The following is a 19,021-nucleotide window of genomic DNA, read 5'->3' as shown; positions in this document are numbered from 1 at the left end:
TGGCCAGGTGGGAGACACCCGACCTCTCCAGCGGCTCGTAGACGTCGAACCGGTCGACCCCGGACCCGAAGAGCGTGAAGGAGGCTAAACAGAGGTCGATGACGAGGAGCTTTCCGTGGTCCTTGCAGGACCTGACGACTTCCTCGAACCCTTCGCGCCCGTACTGGAGCAGGGTGAACCCGGTGGTGTTGTGGGGATTCACGAGGAACAGCGCGTCGGTCGTCAGCCGCCTCGTGGACGAGCTGGTGCGCGGCGGGCTGGTACGCAAGCAGCCCGATCCGCTGGACAAGCGGGTGTCCTGGGCCGTGGTCACCGAGGAGGGCGCCGGAGCGCTGCGGGAGACGGCACCCGTCCATCCGCGCGGCATCCGCCGGCACGTCTCGGCGCACCTGACGGACGAGGAGGCCTCCGCCGTCGCCGAGGCCCCGCACAAGGTCGCGCGCGACGGCGACGTGCGGTGGGGCCAGCCGGCGTCCTTCCGCGCGGCCGGGCCGGCGGGACGCGCACGACCGGCCCCGGAACGCGCGGGAGGAGCCCCGGAGCCCGCGGTATGGAGAAGGGGGCGCCGGGCGGGGGCGCCCCCGGAGGTCACACCTCTTCGGCGTGCAGGCTCATGCCGTAGATCTCCGTACCGTCCTCGAAGAGGACGACCCGGTCCGCGCCACCCTCCTGGAGGGCCTTGAAGTGTTCACCGATCCACGTCTCGGCGTCGCCCTGAGTGGTGAACTCCTCCGGCTCGACCGCCGGCTCGGTCTCCGCGCCGTCGGACTTCTCGAACCGCCACGTCCATGCCATGTACGCCTCCCGGGTCCAGCTGATCGGTTGCCGATCTGTTCCTGCCCGCAGCGTAGCCGGGCGCGCACCACCCGCGGGGACACGGGAGGATCGGGACCGTGGAACTGACTCTGCTCGGCACCGGTGCCCCCGACGGGCTCCCCCGCCCCGACTGCCCCTGCGCCGCCTGCGCGACCGCCCGTGGTGCCCGCGCCCGCGCGGCCACCGCGCTGCTGGTGGACGACGCGCTGCTGCTCGATCTGACGCCCGGCGCCGCGCTGGCCGCCGCCCGGGCGGGGCACTCGCTCACCGGCGTACGGCAGGTGCTGCTCACCCACCCGCACGACGGGCCGGCCGTGGAGGTGCCGGCCGGGCTGCCGACGGCCGGCCGGGTCCCCGACGGGCGGGAGCTGACCCTGATCAGCGGCCACCGGGTACGGGCGGTGCCGATGGACTCCCCCGGCACCGGGTACGAGGTGACCTCACCGGAGGGCGCGCGGCTGCTGTACCTCCCGCCGGGCGGCGCACCGGCGGGCGTGGCGGACACACGGCACCCGTACGACATGGTCCTCGCCGATGTGACCGGGCGGCCCGACGCGCTGGCCCGGCTGCGCGCGGCGGGCGGTGTGGGGGCGACGACCGACGTGGTCGCCGTGCACCTGGACCACGGCGTGCCGCCCGGCCCCGAGCTGGACCGGCGGCTGGCCGCGGCCGGGGCTCGGGCGGTGCCGGACGGCACGACGCTGATCGTCGGCGAGTACCACGAGGTGCCGGACGTCCCCCGGCGCACCCTGGTGACGGGCGGCGCCCGCTCGGGCAAGTCACTGGAGGCCGAGCGGCGCCTGGAGACGTTCCCCGAGGTGGTGTACGTGGCGACGGGCGGCACCCGGGCCGGCGACGCGGAGTGGGCGGCCCGGGTGAGCCTCCACCGCGAGCGGCGCCCCGGCTCGTGGCGCACCGAGGAGACCTGTGACCTGGTGCCGCTCCTCGGCCGGGCCGGCCCGCCGCTGCTGATCGACTGCCTGTCCCTGTGGCTGACCGACGCGATGGACCGGGTGGGCGCCTGGGACGACGACACCTGGGCCCGGCGCGGTGAACGGGAGCTGCGCGAGCGGGTCGCGGAGCTGGTCGCGGCGGTGCGCGCCACCCGCCGTACGGTGGTCGCCGTCACCAACGAGGTGGGCGCCGGCATCGTCCCCGCCGACGCGGGCAGCCGCCGCTTCCGCGACGAGCTGGGCCGCCTGAACGCGGCGTTCGCCGACGAGTGCGAGCACGTCCTGTACGTGGTCGCCGGCCAGCCCCTGGTCCTCCGCGGCTGACCCCGGGCGGGGCCCCGCCGCCCGGGCCCACGGCACCCACGACGGGCGGCGACGGGCGGCGACCCCGGCCACCACCCACCACACAGCAACCACCAACGCCCCCGGCCCACGGCGCCCACGACGGGCGGCGACGGGCGGCGACCCCAACCACCACCCACCACACAGCAACCACCAACGCCCCCGGCCCACGGCGCCCACGACGGGCGGCGACTGTACTGTTCGGCGAATGAGCAGGCTGAATCTCGACGACTTCTCCGATCTGATCGAGCGCCCCGACAGCGGCACCCGGCGTGCCGCCGAGGAGCGCCGGGAGCGCCTCGCCGTCCCGCCCGGTGCGCTGGGGCGTCTCGACGAGCTGGGCGAGTGGCTGTCGGCCGCGCAGGGGGCCGCTCCGGTCCGGCCGGTGGAGCAGCCACGGGTGGTGCTGTTCGCCGGTGACCACGGGGTGGCCGGGCTGGGTGTGTCGGGCCGGGCGGCGGGCAGCGCGCACGAGCTGGTGCGTGCCGTCCTGGACGGTGCGAGCCCGGTCGCGGTGCTGGCACGGCGGATGCGGGTGCCGGTGCGCGTGATCGACGCGGGGCTGGACTGCGACCCGGGGCTGCTGCCCGAGGACGTGGTGCGCCACCGGGTGCGCCGGGGCAGCGGCCGTATCGACATCGAGGACGCCCTGACGCCCGACGAGGCCGAGCGCGCGGTACGGCTGGGCATGGCGGTCGCCGACGAGGAGGCCGACTCGGGCACCGATCTCGTGGTGCTGGGCGACCTGAGCGTCGGGGGCACCACGCCGGCCGCCACGCTGATCGCCGCGCTGTGCGGCACGGACGCGTCGGTGGTGACCGGCCGGGGCGGCGCAGGCATCGACGACCTGGCGTGGATGCGCAAGTGCGCGGCGGTCCGTGACGCGCTGCGCCGGGCCCGGCCGGTGCTCGGCGACCAGTTGGAGCTGCTGGCCGCGGTCGGCGGGGCGGACCTCGCGGCGATGACCGGGTTCCTGCTGCAGAGCGCGGTACGGCGGATGCCGGTTGTCCTGGACGGGGTGGTCGCGGCGGCGTGCGCGCTGGTGGGCCAGCGGGCGGCCTTCCGGGCCCCTGACTGGTGGCTGGCGGGGCAGGTCAGCGGGGAGCCGGCGCAGGCCAAGGCGCTGGACCGGCTGGCCCTCAACCCGCTGCTGGACCACGGCGTCACGGTCGGGGAGGGCACCGGGGCGATGCTCGCGCTGCCGCTCGTCCAGGCCGCCGCGGCGCTCGCCGCGGAGCTGCCCGAGCGTCCGGAGGACACCGGAGCCGTCCCGGCCCCGGGGGCCGGGACGGACGAGGGCCCGGAGGCGCGGGCGGGCGACGCGACCTGACGGCCCGCGGCCCCCGGTGCGGCCGTCGTCCGGTCGGGCGGCGGCCGCACCGCCGTGTCCGGGCGGTGCCGAAGAGATCCGGATCACTCGCACCGCACTGAACTTCGCGTCTCCCTGGCAGGTCTTCGAACGTGGCTCGAGGCTCGGGGCGGGAACCGCCGCGCGCCCCGTCGCCCCGTACCGACCGACCTGGGGGACACCATTCATGCGCTGCGAGAAGACACCGGCACGCCCGCGCCCACCGCGCCGACCGCAGGGGGGCGCGCGTTGAGACGGTTCGCGCGCCGGGAGTGGGGGGCTCTGTACGGGACGCTGCGGACCGCGCTGGTCACGCGGAAGTGGCGGGCGGTGGCCATGACACTCGGCGCGGTCTGTCTGACGGCGCTCTTCCAGGCGGTACAGAACCAGCCCTGGGGGTACCAGCCCGTTCAGGACGTCGGGTCGGTCCGGGCCGGCGAGCCGCTGTGGCTGGCCCTGCTGCGTACGCCGTTGTCGCTGTTCGTACCGGCTCTCGACCTGCCGGTGTGGGGGGCGCTCGCGCAGGTGCTGCTGGTCTTCGGGATCGCCGAGATCTGCCTGGGCCGCCCCCTGACCCTGCTGATCGCCTACGCCGCCACGCTCGCCGGGACCATGTACGCGCGGATCGGCATCGCGCTCGGTCCCGACCACCCCCTCGGGCTGCCCGGGTCCGACGCCCGGGTGGTCGACACCGGGCCGTCGGCGGCGGTCGTGGGGCTCGCGGTCTTCGTCTGCTGGCGTTACCGCGCCCGGCTGACGGGGGCGCTGGTCGTCGTGGCGATGGTGGTCGAAGTGATGATCAAGAACAATCTCGCGGGCAAGGAGCACTTGGCGGCCATCGCGGCGGTCCTGGTGGTGTGCGCGGTGCTGTCCTGGCGTCAGCGGCGCTCGGGCGGGCCGGGTGGATCAGGCGGATCGGGCGGGCCGGAGGGCGGCGTGCGCCCGGCCGGGTCCGGGCGCGGCGCGCGCTCGGACGGCGGGGTGCTCCCGGGCAGTGGCACGCGGTCGGGGGCGCCGCCGATCAGGTCGTGGAAGCGCTGACCGAGCCGGGCCCAGTGGCGGTCGTGGCGGGAGGCGCGCAGCCCGGCCCGGGCGCGGGCGCGGGGCCGGCGGCGGTAGAAGCGGCGGGCCCAGGGCGAACCGGGGCGGGCCAGGCGCAGGGCGCCGAAGAGGGCGACGAAGGGCACCAGCGCCCCGATGACGGCCGTCCGGAACTTGCCCTTGACCAGCGCGACCAGTACGAAGCCGAAGTGCAGCCCGAGGCTGACCAGGAGGCCGCCGCGACTCTGCCGCTCCTGCGGGGTCAGCGCGTCCACGCCGAACGGGGAGAAGCCGCCGAGCACCAGCAGGACGAGGGCGGCGGTGAGGACGACGGCCTCGACGCTCTTGCGGCCCTGCTCGGTCCAGTACACGTCGTCCAGGTGGAGGATCAGGGCGAACTCGTCCAGCACGAGGCCGGCGCCGACCCCGAAGAGGACGGCGCAGACGAGGGGCGCGACGCCGTGCCGGCCGGCCGCGACCGCGCCGAAGCCGCCGGTCAGGGTGAGGACGACACCGGGGACGACATGGTGGATGTGCACCCCTCCCGGCGAGATGTCGCGGAAGGGGCCGCGGCCCGCCCGGATGAGGCGGGTGACCGTCCGGGTGATCAGGAAGGTCAGGACGAAGGAGGCCAGCGCGAGCAGCAGCGGGAGCTTCCCCGGTTCGACGATGTTGCGGTAAAACCAGTGACCCATGCCACCCGCTCCCGGATTGCGCCTTATAGGCAATTTACCGGTCGGCGGCAGCGACTACTGTGCGCGCGGTGACCACTTCCGACATCCGCCCGGGTCTCGACGGCATACGGTTCGCCTTCGGCACCCTGACCGTGCTGCCCGTCCGCGTCACCCGCTGGGACCGCGCGTCGGCCCGCGCCGGAATGCTCTGGGCCCCGCTGGCCGGCCTGGTGGTGGGCCTGTGCGCGGCCGCCGCCGGCGGGCTGCTCCTGCTGCTGGGCGCCGGTCCGCTGCTGGCCGCCGTGGCCTCGGCGGCGGTACCCGCCGTGCTGACCCGCGGCCTGCACCTGGACGGGCTTGCCGACACCGCCGACGGGCTCGGCAGCGGGAAACCGGCCGAGGACGCGCTGCGGATCATGAAGCAGTCGGACATCGGGCCGTTCGGGGTCATCACTCTGCTGTTCGCCCTGCTGGCCCAGGTCGCCGCGCTGTACCAGTTGTACGGCGAGGCGGGTTGGGCCCGGGGCATGGCCGCGGCCGTCCTGGCGGGCACGCTGGCGCGCCTCGCGCTCACCCTGGCCTCGCGCACCGGTGTGCCGGCGGCCCGCCCCGAGGGCCTGGGCGCGGTGGTGGCGGGCACCGTGCCGGCCCGCTGGGCGCTGGCGGCGGGCGCCTCGGTGGTGGCGGCGTGCGCCGGGGCGGGCGCGCTGTTCGGCCCGTGGCCGGGGCTGTGCGGGGCGGGCCACCACGCGCTGGCCGCCGTGGTGGCCCTGGGCGTGTCGCACCTCCTGCTGCGCCGCTGTGTGCGCCGCTTCGGCGGGGTGACGGGGGACGTCTTCGGAGCCGTGGCGGAGACGGCGGCGACGGCGGCCCTGGTGGCGCTGACGCTCGGCTAGCACGGCTTGCGCCAGACGCCGAGCTCGTACTCCTTCCGTATCGAGCTCATGCGCAGCCGCTCGGCCTGGGGGCAGAACTCCCCGGTCTCCAGCTCGTACTCGACGTGGAACACCGCCTTGCCGGCCCGGATGAACGGGGCGAGGTCCCCGCACTCGTCGTACTGCGCGCACTGCTCGTTGACCGCGAAGTCGAAGTCGCCGAGCAGCTCGGGGATCTGGTCGAGGTCGTTCTTCAGGCCGACGGACAGCCCGCGTTCGTGGGCGAGGCGGGCGATCAGGCGGTTGTAGCGGAGCTGGTCGGCCGCGGTGAGGGGGAAGCCGGTGCGGTTGCGGTAGCCGTCCATGTTGTCGGGCTCCACCGCGTCGAAGCCCTTCTCGCGGCACATGTCGATACGGGCGGCCATGAGGGGTTCCAGGACGTCGGTGCGGCGGATGTCGAGCCACCACTCGCCCTCCCAGCCGTTGCCGCGGCCGATGACGGCCTTGGGGAACTTCGCGGCGTCCGGGCGCCAGTCCTCCCAGGCGCCGGTGGACAGGTAGCAGATCACCTTGCGGCCCCGCCGGTGCAGGTCGGCGACGGCGGCGGCCGGCTGGTCGAAGCCGTCGATGTCGTACACCGGGACGTCCACGGTCGGGTCGAGGCGGCCGCTGAGCTGCCACTGCCAGGCCAGGCCGGGGGCGGGCCGCCAGCGGCCCTTGCCGTCGGGCGGCGGTTCGGGCGGGGGCGCGCCGGTGCATCCGGCCAGCAGGAGGGCCAGGGCCAGCAGGACGAGGAGGGGGCGGGGGCGGCGCATCAGGACGGCTGCCCCGGCTTCCCCACGTGCCCCGCCCGTTCCAGCACGTGCGGCAGGGTGCCCCACGGGTGGGCTCCCGTGCCGGGTACGGAGCAGCGCACCCGGGCGGTGACCGGGGCGTCGGGCGGCGCGGCGTAGACCAGGTGGCAGTAGTGGTCGGCGACCGGCAGGTCCAGGGCGCGGTAGGTGTCCCAGGGGCCCTCGAAGGTGACCAGCAGCTCGGCCAGTTCGGCGTAGCCGGGGTGGGGGTGGGCCCCGTGGTTGAGGACGACCGTGGCGGCTCCCGCCGCCCGCGCGGCCACCCCCAGCCGCCGGTAGTGGTCCAGGCGTTCGGGGCCGGTCGGGACCTGGTCCAGGAACGCGCCGTCGGCGCCGTACCAGTCGCGGTGGCGCACCAGGTCGGTGAGGACGTCGGCGTGCGCCCGGCGCCCGTAGTCGGTGTCGGTGTAGCCGAGGACGCACACCCCGGCGGCTCTCAGCCGGTCGGCGACGGCCACGAACGCCGGATCCGGACTGTGCCCGGCGCCGTTGGCGGGGTTGAGCACCACCCCGTACAGGCGCGGTGCGGCGGCGACGATCGCGTCCCATTCGGCGGGCCGGTCGGCGGGGTGCTCGTAGTAGGGCACCAGAAGGTCCACGTACTTCTTCCTCTGTTCGTTCACGTGCGGTGAGCGGTCGCCCGTCCGAGCAGTACCCAGCCCAGACCCGCCAGCACCACGGCCGCGGCCCCCGCGACGACCAGGCCCACCGACCGGGGGTCGCCCGCACCCGTCGCCAGGGCCACCGTCTGCGCGCCGGCGGCCGCGCCGCACACCGCCGCCGCGGCCGTCACCGCCCCGTACGACTGGAGCAGCAGGGCCGCCCACAGCACCGTGCCGATCAGCAGCAGCGAGCCGAGCCGGGCGCCGTCGAGGCCGGGCGCGTCCGGCCACAGCCAGGTGCCGGCGAGCGCCAGGACGGTGAGCACGGCCAGGTACCCGGCCAGGCACAGCACGAGCGTGACGGCCGTGGTGCGGCGGAAGGCCCGGGCGCTGCCGGTGGCCCGCAGCCCGGCCTGGCTCTCGCCGCGGAACCGGTGCAGCAGCCACTCGGCCGGGCCCATGGAGAGGGTGAGCGCCACGGCGGACGGCGCGGCGACGGCCGCGGCCGGGCCGTCGGCGAGGACGTCGCCGATCGCGGCGTACAGCACGAGCCCGCCGGTGCCGAGCCCGAACAGCCCGTAGGGGATTGACGCGGAGAGCCGGGGCGCGGCCCGCCCGGGCGCCACCCGGGCCAGCCCCGGCGCCACGGATCTGGCCGCGACGGCGACCGCGGCCGTCAGGGAGGCGAGCAGCAGTGCCACCCGTACGGCGGGCGGGAGGCCGAGCCAGGCGGCCACCGGCGCACCCGCGACGAGCGGCAGCAGCGCGGCGAGCAGGGCCCGGTCGCGGCCCAGGACGAGCAGTACGGTCGCGGCGCCCAGGTACAGGGCCTGCCCGGCGGCGAAGGCGGCGGCGCCCCACTCCCCCGGCCCGGCCACCGCCACCGCGACGGCCGCGCCGAGCAGGGCCCCGGCCGGCGCGCCCAGCAGCAGCGCGCGGGCGGCGGCCCGCCGGTCGCCCAGGCCCAGCCAGGAGTACGCGCGGTGGGACAGTGCCTGGTTCCACACCCAGCCGGTGATCGCGCCGCCGAGCAGCGGGACCGTACCGGCGGGCAGGCCCCGCGGGCCGGGCGGGCCCGCCAGCAGCGGCGCGCCCAGCACGTAGGCGAGGCCGGGCAGGGCGAAGATCAGGCCGCGCAGCAGGCATCCGCCGAGCTCGCTGTACCAGGGGCGGGCCGGCGGGCTCTCCGGTTCGGGGAAGCGGCGCTCCACCCGCGCGTAGAGGTCCTCGGCGAGCGCGAAGGAGTTCTCCCGGCCGTAGGTGAGCCGGATGTGCTCGTCGGTCATGCCGTCGGACTCGAGGATGGCCGCGATCTCGTCGGGGTGGACGGCGGCGGCTATCAACTCCTCCATCCGGGACGCCAGTTCGTCGACGGGGTCGGCCGCGGCCCAGCTGGGCCGCTGGCGCGGCACGAAGGGCAGGGTGTCACCGGAGGTGCCCGGCTTGAGCCAGAGGGAACCGCTCATCACGCGGCCTCCTCTGCGGTGGCCAGCACCCGTTCGCGGGCGCCGGCGGTGGCGAAGGCGGAGGTGTCGATGACACGCAGTTGCAGGGTCCAGTCGTCCAGGTCCGCCGGGGCGGGCGCCGGCTGCGGCACGCCGGCGAGTTCCAGGTAGATGCGGCGGAAGCCGTCCACGGAGCGGTGCAGCGTGAACTGGTCAATCACCCGCCGGCGGGCCAGCCGTCCCAGCTCGGCGCGCCGCTCGTCGTCGCCCAGCAGGCTCAGCACCGCCTCGGCCATCAGGGCGGGTTCGCGGGGCGGCACCACCAGGCCGGTGTCGCCGACGGCCTCCCGTACCCCGCCCACATCGGTGGAGACGGTGGCCCGGCCGCAGGACATGGCTTCGATCAGGGAGAAGGGGAAGCCCTCGCTGATGGAGGAGAGCATCACCAGGCTGCCCGCCCCGTAGGCGCGGGCCACGTCGTCCACCCGGCCCTCGTAGCTGATGCCGTCGGCGACGCCGAGTTCGGCGGCGAGCTTCTCCAGCCGGGTCTTGTAGTGCTCGCCGCCGGCCGGGACGCCGCCGAACAGCCGCAGTCGCAGCCGGGGCACTTCGGCGCGGGCGATGGCGTACGCCCGGATGAGCGTCTCCAGGTCCTTGATGGGGTCGATCCGGCCGGCCCAGCTCAGGGTGGGCACGTCGGGCTCGGGCCCGGCGAGCGGGAAGGCGGTCGGGTCGACACCGTTGTAGACGGTCCTGATCCGGTCGGAGGGGGCGCCGCCGCGCTCCTCCCAGCGCCGGTTGTACTGGTTGCAGGGGGTGATCAGGTCGGCCTTGCGGTAGCCGAGCGAGTTGAGTTCGCGGTAGAAGCCGAGCAGCAGGGCCTTGACGGGCCAGCGCTGGGCCTCGGTGCGGTAGCCCAGGTAGCGCTCGCGCAGGTATATGCCGTGCTCGGTCAGGAGGAAGGGCACGCCGTCGAAGTGCTGGGCGGCGAGTGCCGGGAGGGTGGCGAGCCCGCTGGAGACGGCGTGCGCGACGCTGTCGCCGGGTATTCGGGCGGCGAGCGGGCGCAGCGCGTGTTCCAGCAGGTCGGTGGCGGTCAGCGCGTCGTGGACGGTGGGGCGGGCCGCCGCGGTCTCCAGGTGCGGCATGGTCCATATCCACATCAGTGAGCGCAGCGCCGTCTCCGAGCGCAGGGCGGCCGAGAGCCGTCCGCGGCGCGCGAGTCCGGCCAGGGCGTAGAGGCCCTCGCCGAAGTCGCAGTGCGCGGACGGGTCGAGTATCGACAGCAGGAAGCGCTCGTAGACGTCGGTGAAGCGGCGCCGCTCGCCGCCGATCAGTGGCCGCCCGCGGCCCCGCACCGGTCCCCACAGCGGGAACGCGGTGTGCCGGCGGACGTTGGGCGGCAGTTCCCAGGTGACCGGTTCCCGGCCGCTGCCGGTGAGGGCGAGTATCTGGAAGTCGACCTCGGGCATGCCCCGTACGAGCTGGTCGCACCAGGTGCTCACGCCTCCGTGGACGTGCGGATAGGTGCCTTCGGTGAGCATGGTGACATGACGGCCACTGCTCGGCATCGGTGTTACCCCCGGGATGGAAATGGTCAGGCGGACGGAAGCGTAAGCGTGACAGCCGACTGGAACGCCTCCGGCGCGGTCCACGCGGAGCGCGCGCCCGCGTACGGCGTGCCGAACACCGTCGTACCGAACAGCACCTGCTTACGGGTGCCCTCGGGCGCGGTGACCGGCGCGGTCACACCGGCCGGCGCCTTGACGGTGACGGTGTTGCCGATGCGGTACGCGGTGACCCTGCCCTCCGCGAGGGCGTTGTCCCAGGCGGCGCGCCGGGCCAGTTCCGTACCGACGTCGCGCTGGCGGGGGTTGACCAGCGGGGCGTTGTCGGCGAAGAGGCCGCGGTAGTCGGCCAGGACCTTGTCCAGGACCGGGTAGAGCAGGCGCTCCTCGGCCAGGTTGGACTGGTGGACGTAGTGCGGGCGCGGGTCGCCGGCGACGATGTGGCCCAGCGCGGTGCGGGCCTCCTGCGGGACGATGTGACCGGTGTAGCCGGTGGCCGTGTCGAGCGGCTCGTCCAGGCAGGTGGACGCGGGGTTGGTGGCGCAGACGCCGCTGCCGCCGTCCGCCTTGTCGGTGTAGATCCAGTTGTACTCGTCGGTCATCTCGGCGGCCGTACCGACGTTGTAGTACACGTTCATCGGGTGCCGGGGCACCGTGCGGGCGGCGCCGACCGGGCGCTGCCGGGGCTCGCGGGAGTTGTCGCTGGCGATCCAGGTGACGCCGTTGTCGGCGAGCGCGCCCGCCAGGTTGGGGTTGTCGACGGGCTGCTGCGGCAGGGTCTTGAGGCCGGAGTGCTCGCCGGTGACCAGTTCGGCGCGGTCCACGGCCAGGCCCTTGTCGACGGCCCAGGCGTGGTTGTCGCGGATCTGGGCGGCGATTTCGGCGCGGCTCATCCACAGCGTGTCGCCGTTGGCGTCCTGCGCGCACTTCCACGGCACGGCGGAGGTGTCCTGCACGCAGCCGAGGAAGGGGTGCGTGTAGGTGTGGTTGACCCAGCGGTACTGGGCGCGGTCGGCCACCAGCCGGTCGGTGAGCGGATCGGTTCCGCCGTTCTGGGTCTTCCACTCCTCGCCGGAGCCGGCGTTGTAGACCATGTCGAGGGTGAAGCCCTGGGAGCGCTGCCACTGGGCGGCGTACTGCGCGTCCGCGGCCGTCATCCGGATCGGTGCCGTGCCCTCGCCGTCGCCGCCGACGCAGTCGAAGTCGCCGGGGGTGCAGTTGCGTTCGGTGTCCCAGCGGGCGTCGGGGGCGAAGACGTCGTCGACGTGGACGGAGAAGTAGTTGCGGCTCTGTCCCACGTGCACGCCCTGGGTCAGCCACTCCACGATGCCCCGGGCCAGCACCCGGAACTGCCGCTGGTGCTCGTTGTAGGCGAAGGTGACGACGAGTTCGCGCCGTCCGTCGCGGGCGTACTCGCCGAGCAGGCTGGCGCGCCCGCCGCCGTCCGCCGGGACGTCCAGGAAGCTGGTGAAGCCTTCCCGCGGGCGGCCCGCGTAGCCGTAGCTCTCCGAGATGCCCGGGTCGTTGTCCTCGAAGGTGACCGGTCCGTCGAGGTACCGGAAGGGGCCGGTGCGCCCGGCGGTGGTGAGGTCGGTGCGGACCCCGTCCAGGATCCCGGAGCGACCGCCCTCGCTGGTGTAGTCGAGGCCGACCCCGGGGTGGGCCCAGGTGTAGGCGTCGACCTGCGGGACGGCGTAGGTCCGCTCGTACGAGACGAGGGCGGCCCGCTCCGCCTCGGCCATGCCCCGGGGCGCCTCGTCGGGCAGCACCACGCCCTGGTACTTGGCGCGGGGACGGCCGTCGACCGTGTCGGCCAGGAACGCGGCGTCGATCACCGGCCGGGCCAGGTCGTCCAGCCGTACGGTCCGGTGCGGCACACCGGAATTCCTCAGTTCGGATGTGATCGCCCCGACCGCTCCCCCGCCGTCGTCGACGACCAGCACCGTGAGGTCGACCCGCGGCGCGAGCTCCGCCGCCGCGGCCGTGGCCGAACCGGCCGGCACCGCCGTGGCCAGCAGCGTCGCGGCCAGCAGCGCGCCCGCCGTCCGCCGCGCCCGGAAAACCTGAGCGTCCAAGTGCTCTTCCCCCCTCGTGGGCCATCCCCCCGCACGAGCGCGAGGAGGATGTGTGGAGATCATGCAAACAGGTACGGAGCCCACTTGCGTAATCCTCGGGAGTGTGACGCAGGTCTCAACGGTCGTTCCGCCGAACATGGGCAACACTCCACGTACGAGTGAACCGCACGCGCTGTGAGCGCACCCCCTGCGCGCGCGTAGGCTCATTCCCGGTGCTCTTCGGGCCGAACTACCATGCGGCGGGCACGGTCAGCCACCCCCTGACCGCTCAGGCCGCCCCTAGAACTCAACGGAAGCGAGAAATCACCACCGTGACTGCTCTCACTCTCAGCACCGCCGGCGCGGCGTCACTGCGCGCCGACGCACTCGTCGTCGGCGTCGCCAAGAGCCCGAAGGGCGGCAAGGGGCTCGTGGTCGCGCCGGGCGCCGAGGCCGTCGACAAGGCATTCGGCGGAAAGCTCGCCTCCGTCCTGGAGACCCTCGGCGCCTCCGGCGCCGAGGGCGAGGTGACGAAGGTGTTCTCGGCGTCCGGCCTGAAGACCCCGGTCGTCCTCGCCGTCGGGCTCGGCACGGCACCGCAGAAGGACGAGTCGTACGACTCCGAGACACTGCGCCGCGCCGCCGGCTGCGCCGCCCGCGCGCTGTCCGGCGCCAAGAAGGCCGGGTTCGCCCTGCCGGTCGAGGCCGTGGAGGACGCCGAGGCGATCGCCGAGGGCGCGCTGCTGGGCGCGTACGCCTTCACCGCCTACCGGTCCGGCCAGGACGCCAAGGACGCCAAGGGCCCGCTGGCCGAGGTGGTGCTGCTCGGCACCAAGCCCCGCGACAAGGCGTTCAAGGCGGCGGCCGAGCGGGCGGTCGTCCTCGCCGAGGAGATCAACCGCGCCCGCGACCTGGTCAACACCCCGCCCAACGACCTCACCCCCGAGGCCTTCGCCGCCGTCGCCACCGCCGCGGGCAAGGAGCACGGCGTCAAGGTGCAGGTGCTCGACGAGAAGGCGCTCGTCAAGGGCGGCTACGGCGGCATCCTGGGCGTCGGCGCCGGTTCGCAGAACCCGCCCCGGCTGGTGAAGCTGAGCTACACCCACTCCAAGGCGGCCAAGACCCTCGCGCTGGTCGGCAAGGGCATCACCTACGACTCGGGCGGCATCTCCCTGAAGCCGGCCGGCCACAACGAGACGATGAAGTGCGACATGAGCGGCGCCGCCGCGGTGTTCGCCGCGGTCGTCACGGCGGCCCGCCTCGGCCTGGAGGTGAACGTCACCGGCTGGCTGGCGCTCGCCGAGAACATGCCGTCGGGCTCCGCCACCCGCCCCGGTGACGTGCTGCGGATGTACAGCGGCAAGACCGTCGAGGTGCTGAACACCGACGCCGAGGGCCGTCTGGTGCTCGCCGACGCCCTGACCCGGGCCTCGGAGGAGAACCCGGACGCCATCGTCGACGTGGCCACGCTGACCGGCGCCATGGTGCTGGCGCTCGGCAACCGCACCTTCGGCGTCATGGCCAACGACGACGCCTTCCGCACCGCGATCCACGAGATCGCGGGGGAGGTCGGCGAGGCGTCCTGGCCGATGCCGCTCCCGGCGGACCTGCGCAAGGGCATGGACTCCCCGACCGCCGACATCGCCAACATGGGCGAGCGGATGGGCGGCGGGCTGGTGGCCGGGCTGTTCCTGAAGGAGTTCGTCGGCGAGGGCATCGCCTGGGCCCACCTGGACATCGCCGGCCCCGCCTTCCACGAGGGCGCCCCCTACGGCTACACCCCCAAGGGCGGCACCGGCTCCTCGGTCCGCACCCTGGTGAGGCTGGCCGAGCGCACCGCCTCGGGCGACCTGGGCTGATTTTCCGCGCGCCCGGCCCCGGACGTCCCCCGTCCGGGGCCGGGCGCGCCCCCGGGGGCCGCGCCGACCGGGCCCCCGGAAGAACGGCCCGGCGTCCCGCCTCGCGGCGACAAGTGCGAAGATGGGTTCTCGGCAGGACAGGGCCCCCACCACAGGGCCGACCAATCAGCGGCCGAACACCAGCCGCCGCCCGGTCACTGAGGACCGGCGACCGGCGCACATGCATGGAGGACGTGACGTGGCGAACGACGCCAGCACCGTTTTCGACCTAGTGATCCTCGGCGGTGGCAGTGGCGGTTACGCCGCGGCCCTGCGGGGTGCGCAGCTGGGCCTGGACGTCGCCCTGATCGAGAAGAACAAGCTCGGCGGCACCTGCCTGCACAACGGATGCATCCCCACCAAGGCGCTGCTCCACGCCGGTGAGATCGCCGACCAGGCGCGCGAGGCCGACCAGTTCGGTGTCAAGGCCACCTTCGAGGGCATCGACATCAAGGCCGTCCACAAGTACAAGGACGACGTGATCTCGGGCCTGTACAAGGGCCTGCAGGGCCTGGTCGCCTCCCGCAAGGTGACCTACATCGAGGGCGAGGGCCGGCTGTCCTCCCCCACGTCGGTCGACGTGAACGGCCAGCGGGTCGAGGGCCGCCACATCCTCCTCGCCACCGGCTCCGTGCCGAAGTCGCTGCCCGGCCTGGAGATCGACGGCAACCGGATCATCTCCTCGGACCACGCGCTGACCCTGGACCGCGTCCCGGAGTCCGCGATCATCCTGGGCGGCGGCGTCATCGGCGTCGAGTTCGCCTCCGCCTGGAAGTCCTTCGGCACCGACGTCACCATCGTCGAGGGCCTGAAGCACCTGGTGCCGGCCGAGGACGAGAACAGCTCGAAGCTGCTGGAGCGCGCCTTCCGCAAGCGGGGCATCAAGTTCAACCTCGGTACGTTCTTCCAGAGCGCCGAGTACACCGACAACGGCGTCAAGGTCACCCTCGCGGACGGCAAGACCTTCGAGGCCGAGGTGCTGCTCGTCGCCATCGGCCGCGGGCCCGTCTCGCAGGGCCTCGGGTACGAGGAGCAGGGCGTCGCGACGGACCGCGGGTACGTCCTGGTGGACGAGTACATGCGGACCAACGTCGAGACGATCTCGGCCGTCGGCGACCTCGTCCCGACCCTCCAGCTCGCGCACGTCGGCTTCGCCGAGGGCATCCTGGTGGCAGAGCGGCTGGCCGGTCTGAAGCCCGTCCCGATCGACTACGACGGTGTGCCCCGGGTGACGTACTGCCACCCCGAGGTCGCGTCCGTCGGCATCACCGAGGCGAAGGCGAAGGAGATCTACGGGGCGGACAAGGTCGTCGCCCTGAAGTACAACCTGGCGGGCAACGGCAGGAGCAAGATCCTGAAGACCGCGGGCGAGATCAAGCTCGTCCAGGTCAAGGACGGTGCCGTGGTCGGCGTCCACATGGTCGGTGACCGCATGGGCGAGCAGGTCGGCGAAGCCCAGCTGATCTACAACTGGGAGGCGCTGCCGGCCGAGGTCGCGCAGCTGATCCACGCCCACCCGACGCAGAACGAGGCGCTCGGCGAGGCGCACCTGGCGCTGGCCGGCAAGCCTCTCCACTCCCACGACTGAGCCCTTCCGGGGTCCGGGGGCACCCCCCGGAAGGCCCAGTACCGGGCGCGACGACCACTTACCGCAATTCGTTAGGAGCAACTGAAACCATGCCGGTTTCCGTAACCCTGCCGGCGCTCGGCGAGAGCGTCACCGAGGGCACCGTCACTCGCTGGCTCAAGGCCGAGGGCGAGCGCGTCGAGGCCGACGAGCCGCTGCTGGAGGTGTCCACCGACAAGGTGGACACCGAGATCCCGGCCCCCGCCTCCGGCGTCCTGGCCTCCATCAAGGTCGCCGAGGACGAGACCGTGGAGGTCGGCGCCGAGCTGGCCGTCATCGACGACGGCACGGGCGCCCCGGCCGAGGCCCCGGCCCCGGCCGCCGCCGAAGCCGCCGCTCCGGCCCCCGCCGCCGAGGCCCCGGCGCAGGAGGCCCCGGCCCCGGCGCAGGAAGCCCCGGCGCCGGAGGCCCCGCAGGCCACCCCGTCGACCGAGACCGAGACGCCCGCCCCGGCCCCGACCGCGGAGGCCGCCGCCGGTTCCGGTTCCGCCGAGGGCACCGACGTCGTCCTGCCCGCACTGGGCGAGTCGGTCACCGAGGGCACCGTCACCCGCTGGCTGAAGGAGGTCGGCGAGTCCGTCGAGGCCGACGAGCCGCTGCTGGAGGTCTCCACCGACAAGGTCGACACCGAGATCCCGGCCCCCACCTCCGGCGTCCTGCTGGAGATCGTGGTGGGCGAGGACGAGACCGCCGAGGTCGGCGCCAAGCTGGCCGTCATCGGCGCCCCGGGCGCGGCTCCCGCCGCCGCCCAGGCCCCCGCCCAGCCGGCCCCGGCCGCCGAGGCTCCCGCGGCCCCGGCCGCCGCCCCGGCGCAGGAGGCCCCGGCCCAGGAAGCCCAGGCGCCGGCCGCCCCGGCCGCCCCGGCACCGGCCGAGGCTCCGGCTCCGGCCGCCCCGGCGCAGGAAGCCCCGGCCCAGGAAGCCCAGGCGCCGGCCGCTCCGGCTGCGGCTCCGGCCGCCCAGGCCGCCCCGGCCCCGGCCGCTCCGGCTGCGGCTCCCGCCGCCCAGGCGCCGGCCGCCGCCCAGCCCGCGGACGAGGGCGCCTACGTCACCCCGCTGGTCCGCAAGCTCGCCGCCGAGAACGGTGTCGACCTGTCGGCCGTCAAGGGCACCGGCGTCGGCGGCCGTATCCGCAAGCAGGACGTCATCGCCGCCGCCGAGGCCGCGAAGGCCGCCCCGGCCCCGGCCGCCGCTCCGGCCGCCGCCGCCGCGAAGGCTCCGGCCCCGGAGGCGTCCCCGCTGCGCGGCCAGACGGTCAAGATGACCCGGATGCGCAAGCTCATCGGCGACAACATGATGAAGGCCCTGCACACGCAGGCCCAGCTCACCTCGGTCGTCGAGGTGGACATCACCAAGCTGATGAAGCTGCGCGGCCGCGCCAAGGACGCGTTCGCCGCCCGCGAGGGCGTCAAGCTGTCCCCGATGCCGTTCTTCGTCAAGGCGGCGGCCCAGGCGCTGAAGGCCCACCCGGTCATCAACGCCCGGATCAACGAGGACGAGGGCACGGTCACGTACTTCGACTCGGAGAACGTCGGCATCGCCGTGGACGCCGAGAAGGGCCTGATGACCCCGGTCATCAAGGGCGCGGGCGACCTGAACATCGCCGGCATCGCCAAGAAGACCGCGGAGCTGGCGGGCAAGGCCCGTGGCGGCGGCCTCACCCCGGACGACATGTCCGGCGCCACCTTCACGATCAGCAACACCGGTTCGCGCGGCGCGCTGTTCGACACCGTCATCGTGCCGCCGAACCAGGTCGCCATCCTGGGCATCGGCGCCACCGTCAAGCGCCCGGTGGTCATCAACCACCCGGACCTGGGCGAGACCATCGCGGTGCGTGACATGACGTACCTGTCGCTCTCCTACGACCACCGCCTGGTGGACGGTGCCGACGCGGCCCGCTACCTGACGGCCGTCAAGGCGATCCTGGAGGCCGGCGAGTTCGAGGTCGACCTCGGGCTGTAGGGCTTCCACGGCTGTGCCCCGTCCGGTCCGCCGGGCGGGGCACAGCCATGTCCGCGGCTTCCGGTACCGGCCGGGGTGGCCGCGGAGCCGGGCCGGAGTACCGCGTACATCACAGGCCTGACAGCCCGTCGGGCCGCCGCCGGTGGCGATAATGACAAGGTCCGCGCCGCCCTCGGCCCAGGAGACCCCCATGACCCCGCCCGTCGTCCACTCGCTGCGCGAGCAGATCCGCGAGCACATCGTGGAGGGGATCGTCAGCGGCCGGTGGAAGCCCGGTGAGCGGATCGTCGAGCGGCGGATCGCCACCGAGCTGGAGGTCAGCCAGACGCCCGTACGGGAGGCCCTGCGCGAGCTGGAGAGCCTGCGGCTGATCGAGTCGGCGCCCAACAAGGGCGTGCGGGTGCGCAACCTCACCGCCGCGGACCTGGAGGAGAGCTACCCCGTACGGGCCGGTCTGGAGCAGATCGCCGCCGAGCTGGCCGCCGAGCGGCTGGCGGCCGACTGCTCGGCCCTGGAGCCCCATGTGGCGGCGCTGTACGAGGCGGACGCCAGGGCGGACGGTACGGCGCAGGTGCGGCACACGGTGGGCTTCCACCGGGAACTGGTGCGGGCGGCCCGCAACGGGGTGCTGCTGCACACCTGGGAGGGGCTGGGCATCGAGGTGTTCACGGCGCTGTCGATCCGCTGGCTGGGGACCGTGCAGAAGTCGTACGCCGAGGAGCACGAGGAGCTGGTCGAGGCCTTCCGCCGCCGCGACCCCCGCATCGGGGTGCTGGTGAAGGAGCACGTGCTGGGGTGCGCCCCCAGGGCCTAGCTAGGGGTGTCTCTCGCCGATCCTGCCGGGCTCGCGTCACCTGGCGCCTCGCCTCGCCGCGTTGTCGTCGGTCGCCACTGCTCCGCAGTGGCCCTCTCCTCCGCCTTGCCAGCCGCGGCACCGGGCGCCGCTCCCTGATCCGGCTCGAC

The 19,021-nt window shown here is 74.3% G+C and carries 14 protein-coding genes and 1 pseudogene; 8 read left to right on the top strand and 7 right to left on the bottom strand.

Annotated features, from left to right (window positions below; genetic code table 11):
- Positions 1-588: 588 nt before the first annotated feature.
- A complete protein-coding gene (locus AB0H53_RS17355) occupies positions 589-795 on the bottom strand; it encodes a hypothetical protein (RefSeq protein ID WP_362113290.1) in 207 nt (68 codons plus the stop codon).
- A 98-nt stretch (positions 796-893) separates the two neighbouring features.
- Here AB0H53_RS17355 and AB0H53_RS17350 point away from each other — a divergent pair, with 98 nt between their 5' ends.
- The 3 genes from AB0H53_RS17350 to AB0H53_RS17340 all read left to right on the top strand — a co-directional run bounded on the left by AB0H53_RS17350 (position 894) and on the right by AB0H53_RS17340 (position 4,500).
- Positions 894-2,093 (top strand): bifunctional adenosylcobinamide kinase/adenosylcobinamide-phosphate guanylyltransferase, encoded by a 1,200-nt coding sequence (locus tag AB0H53_RS17350; protein ID WP_362113287.1) that lies wholly within the window; start codon positions 894-896, stop codon positions 2,091-2,093.
- Between the two features lie 235 nt (positions 2,094-2,328).
- On the top strand, positions 2,329-3,441 hold the full coding sequence (cobT, locus tag AB0H53_RS17345; RefSeq protein WP_362113540.1) for a nicotinate-nucleotide--dimethylbenzimidazole phosphoribosyltransferase: 1,113 nt from the start codon (positions 2,329-2,331) through the stop codon (positions 3,439-3,441).
- Between the two features lie 267 nt (positions 3,442-3,708).
- A complete protein-coding gene (locus AB0H53_RS17340) occupies positions 3,709-4,500 on the top strand; it encodes a hypothetical protein (RefSeq protein ID WP_362113284.1) in 792 nt (263 codons plus the stop codon).
- On the opposite strand, the pseudogene AB0H53_RS17335 reads toward AB0H53_RS17340, so the two are convergent.
- Positions 4,437-5,195, bottom strand: a pseudogene (locus tag AB0H53_RS17335) (hypothetical protein); the annotation flags it as partial. The gene AB0H53_RS17340 and the pseudogene AB0H53_RS17335 overlap by 64 nt on opposite strands.
- A gap of 59 nt (positions 5,196-5,254) precedes the next feature.
- On the opposite strand from AB0H53_RS17335, the gene AB0H53_RS17330 reads away from it, so the two are divergent.
- Positions 5,255-6,070, top strand: a complete 816-nt coding sequence (locus AB0H53_RS17330) for an adenosylcobinamide-GDP ribazoletransferase (RefSeq protein ID WP_362113281.1) — start codon at positions 5,255-5,257, stop codon at positions 6,068-6,070.
- Here the strand turns inward: AB0H53_RS17330 and AB0H53_RS17325 are convergent.
- The 5 genes from AB0H53_RS17325 to AB0H53_RS17305 are packed head-to-tail and all read right to left on the bottom strand — an operon-like array spanning position 6,067 to position 12,593.
- Positions 6,067-6,864, bottom strand: coding sequence for an endo alpha-1,4 polygalactosaminidase (locus tag AB0H53_RS17325; protein WP_362113278.1), 798 nt, complete (start codon positions 6,862-6,864; stop codon positions 6,067-6,069). The genes AB0H53_RS17330 and AB0H53_RS17325 overlap by 4 nt on opposite strands.
- Positions 6,864-7,526, bottom strand: a complete 663-nt coding sequence (locus AB0H53_RS17320) for a spherulation-specific family 4 protein (protein ID WP_362113275.1) — start codon at positions 7,524-7,526, stop codon at positions 6,864-6,866. The genes AB0H53_RS17325 and AB0H53_RS17320 overlap by 1 nt, the downstream gene beginning before the upstream one ends.
- Positions 7,523-8,971 carry a hypothetical protein gene (locus tag AB0H53_RS17315; protein ID WP_362113272.1) on the bottom strand — a complete coding sequence of 483 codons (1,449 nt, stop codon included), beginning with the start codon at positions 8,969-8,971 and terminating at the stop codon, positions 7,523-7,525. Before AB0H53_RS17315 ends, AB0H53_RS17320 begins: the two co-directional genes overlap by 4 nt.
- Complete coding sequence (gene pelF / locus AB0H53_RS17310; RefSeq protein WP_362113269.1) at positions 8,971-10,521, bottom strand: GT4 family glycosyltransferase PelF; 1,551 nt, start codon at positions 10,519-10,521, stop codon at positions 8,971-8,973. The genes AB0H53_RS17315 and pelF overlap by 1 nt, the downstream gene beginning before the upstream one ends.
- 26 nt (positions 10,522-10,547) lie before the next feature.
- A complete protein-coding gene (locus AB0H53_RS17305) occupies positions 10,548-12,593 on the bottom strand; it encodes a hypothetical protein (RefSeq protein WP_362113266.1) in 2,046 nt (681 codons plus the stop codon).
- 311 nt (positions 12,594-12,904) lie between these two features.
- Here AB0H53_RS17305 and AB0H53_RS17300 point away from each other — a divergent pair, with 311 nt between their 5' ends.
- The 4 genes from AB0H53_RS17300 to AB0H53_RS17285 all read left to right on the top strand — a co-directional run bounded on the left by AB0H53_RS17300 (position 12,905) and on the right by AB0H53_RS17285 (position 18,872).
- The gene (locus AB0H53_RS17300; RefSeq protein ID WP_362113263.1) at positions 12,905-14,431 is read left to right on the top strand and encodes a leucyl aminopeptidase; all 1,527 of its coding nucleotides are present in this window, start codon (positions 12,905-12,907) and stop codon (positions 14,429-14,431) included.
- A gap of 238 nt (positions 14,432-14,669) precedes the next feature.
- Positions 14,670-16,058 (top strand): dihydrolipoyl dehydrogenase, encoded by a 1,389-nt coding sequence (gene lpdA / locus AB0H53_RS17295; RefSeq protein ID WP_362113260.1) that lies wholly within the window; start codon positions 14,670-14,672, stop codon positions 16,056-16,058.
- 89 nt (positions 16,059-16,147) lie between these two features.
- Positions 16,148-18,058 carry a 2-oxoglutarate dehydrogenase, E2 component, dihydrolipoamide succinyltransferase gene (gene sucB, locus AB0H53_RS17290; protein ID WP_362113257.1) on the top strand — a complete coding sequence of 637 codons (1,911 nt, stop codon included), beginning with the start codon at positions 16,148-16,150 and terminating at the stop codon, positions 18,056-18,058.
- Positions 18,059-18,248: 190 nt separating this feature from the next.
- Positions 18,249-18,872 (top strand): GntR family transcriptional regulator, encoded by a 624-nt coding sequence (locus tag AB0H53_RS17285; RefSeq protein WP_362113254.1) that lies wholly within the window; start codon positions 18,249-18,251, stop codon positions 18,870-18,872.
- Positions 18,873-19,021 lie beyond the last annotated feature (149 nt).

This window comes from Streptomyces sp. NPDC050856 (genome assembly GCF_040653855.1).
GTDB lineage: Bacteria > Actinomycetota > Actinomycetes > Streptomycetales > Streptomycetaceae > Streptomyces.
Note: the sequence above shows the minus strand (reverse complement) of the source record. Positions and strands in the feature narration are given on the sequence as shown.

What these genes read in the sequence shown, in the direction of transcription:
- AB0H53_RS17355 (WP_362113290.1), bottom strand. Translation starts at nt 795, where the DNA reads ATGGCATGGACGTGGCGGTTCGAGAAGTCCGACGGCGCGGAGACCGAG.
- AB0H53_RS17325 (WP_362113278.1), bottom strand. Translation starts at nt 6,864, where the DNA reads ATGCGCCGCCCCCGCCCCCTCCTCGTCCTGCTGGCCCTGGCCCTCCTG.
- AB0H53_RS17285 (WP_362113254.1), top strand. Translation starts at nt 18,249, where the DNA reads ATGACCCCGCCCGTCGTCCACTCGCTGCGCGAGCAGATCCGCGAGCAC.
- AB0H53_RS17315 (WP_362113272.1), bottom strand. Translation starts at nt 8,971, where the DNA reads ATGAGCGGTTCCCTCTGGCTCAAGCCGGGCACCTCCGGTGACACCCTG.
- sucB (WP_362113257.1), top strand. Translation starts at nt 16,148, where the DNA reads ATGCCGGTTTCCGTAACCCTGCCGGCGCTCGGCGAGAGCGTCACCGAG.
- pelF (WP_362113269.1), bottom strand. Translation starts at nt 10,521, where the DNA reads ATGCCGAGCAGTGGCCGTCATGTCACCATGCTCACCGAAGGCACCTAT.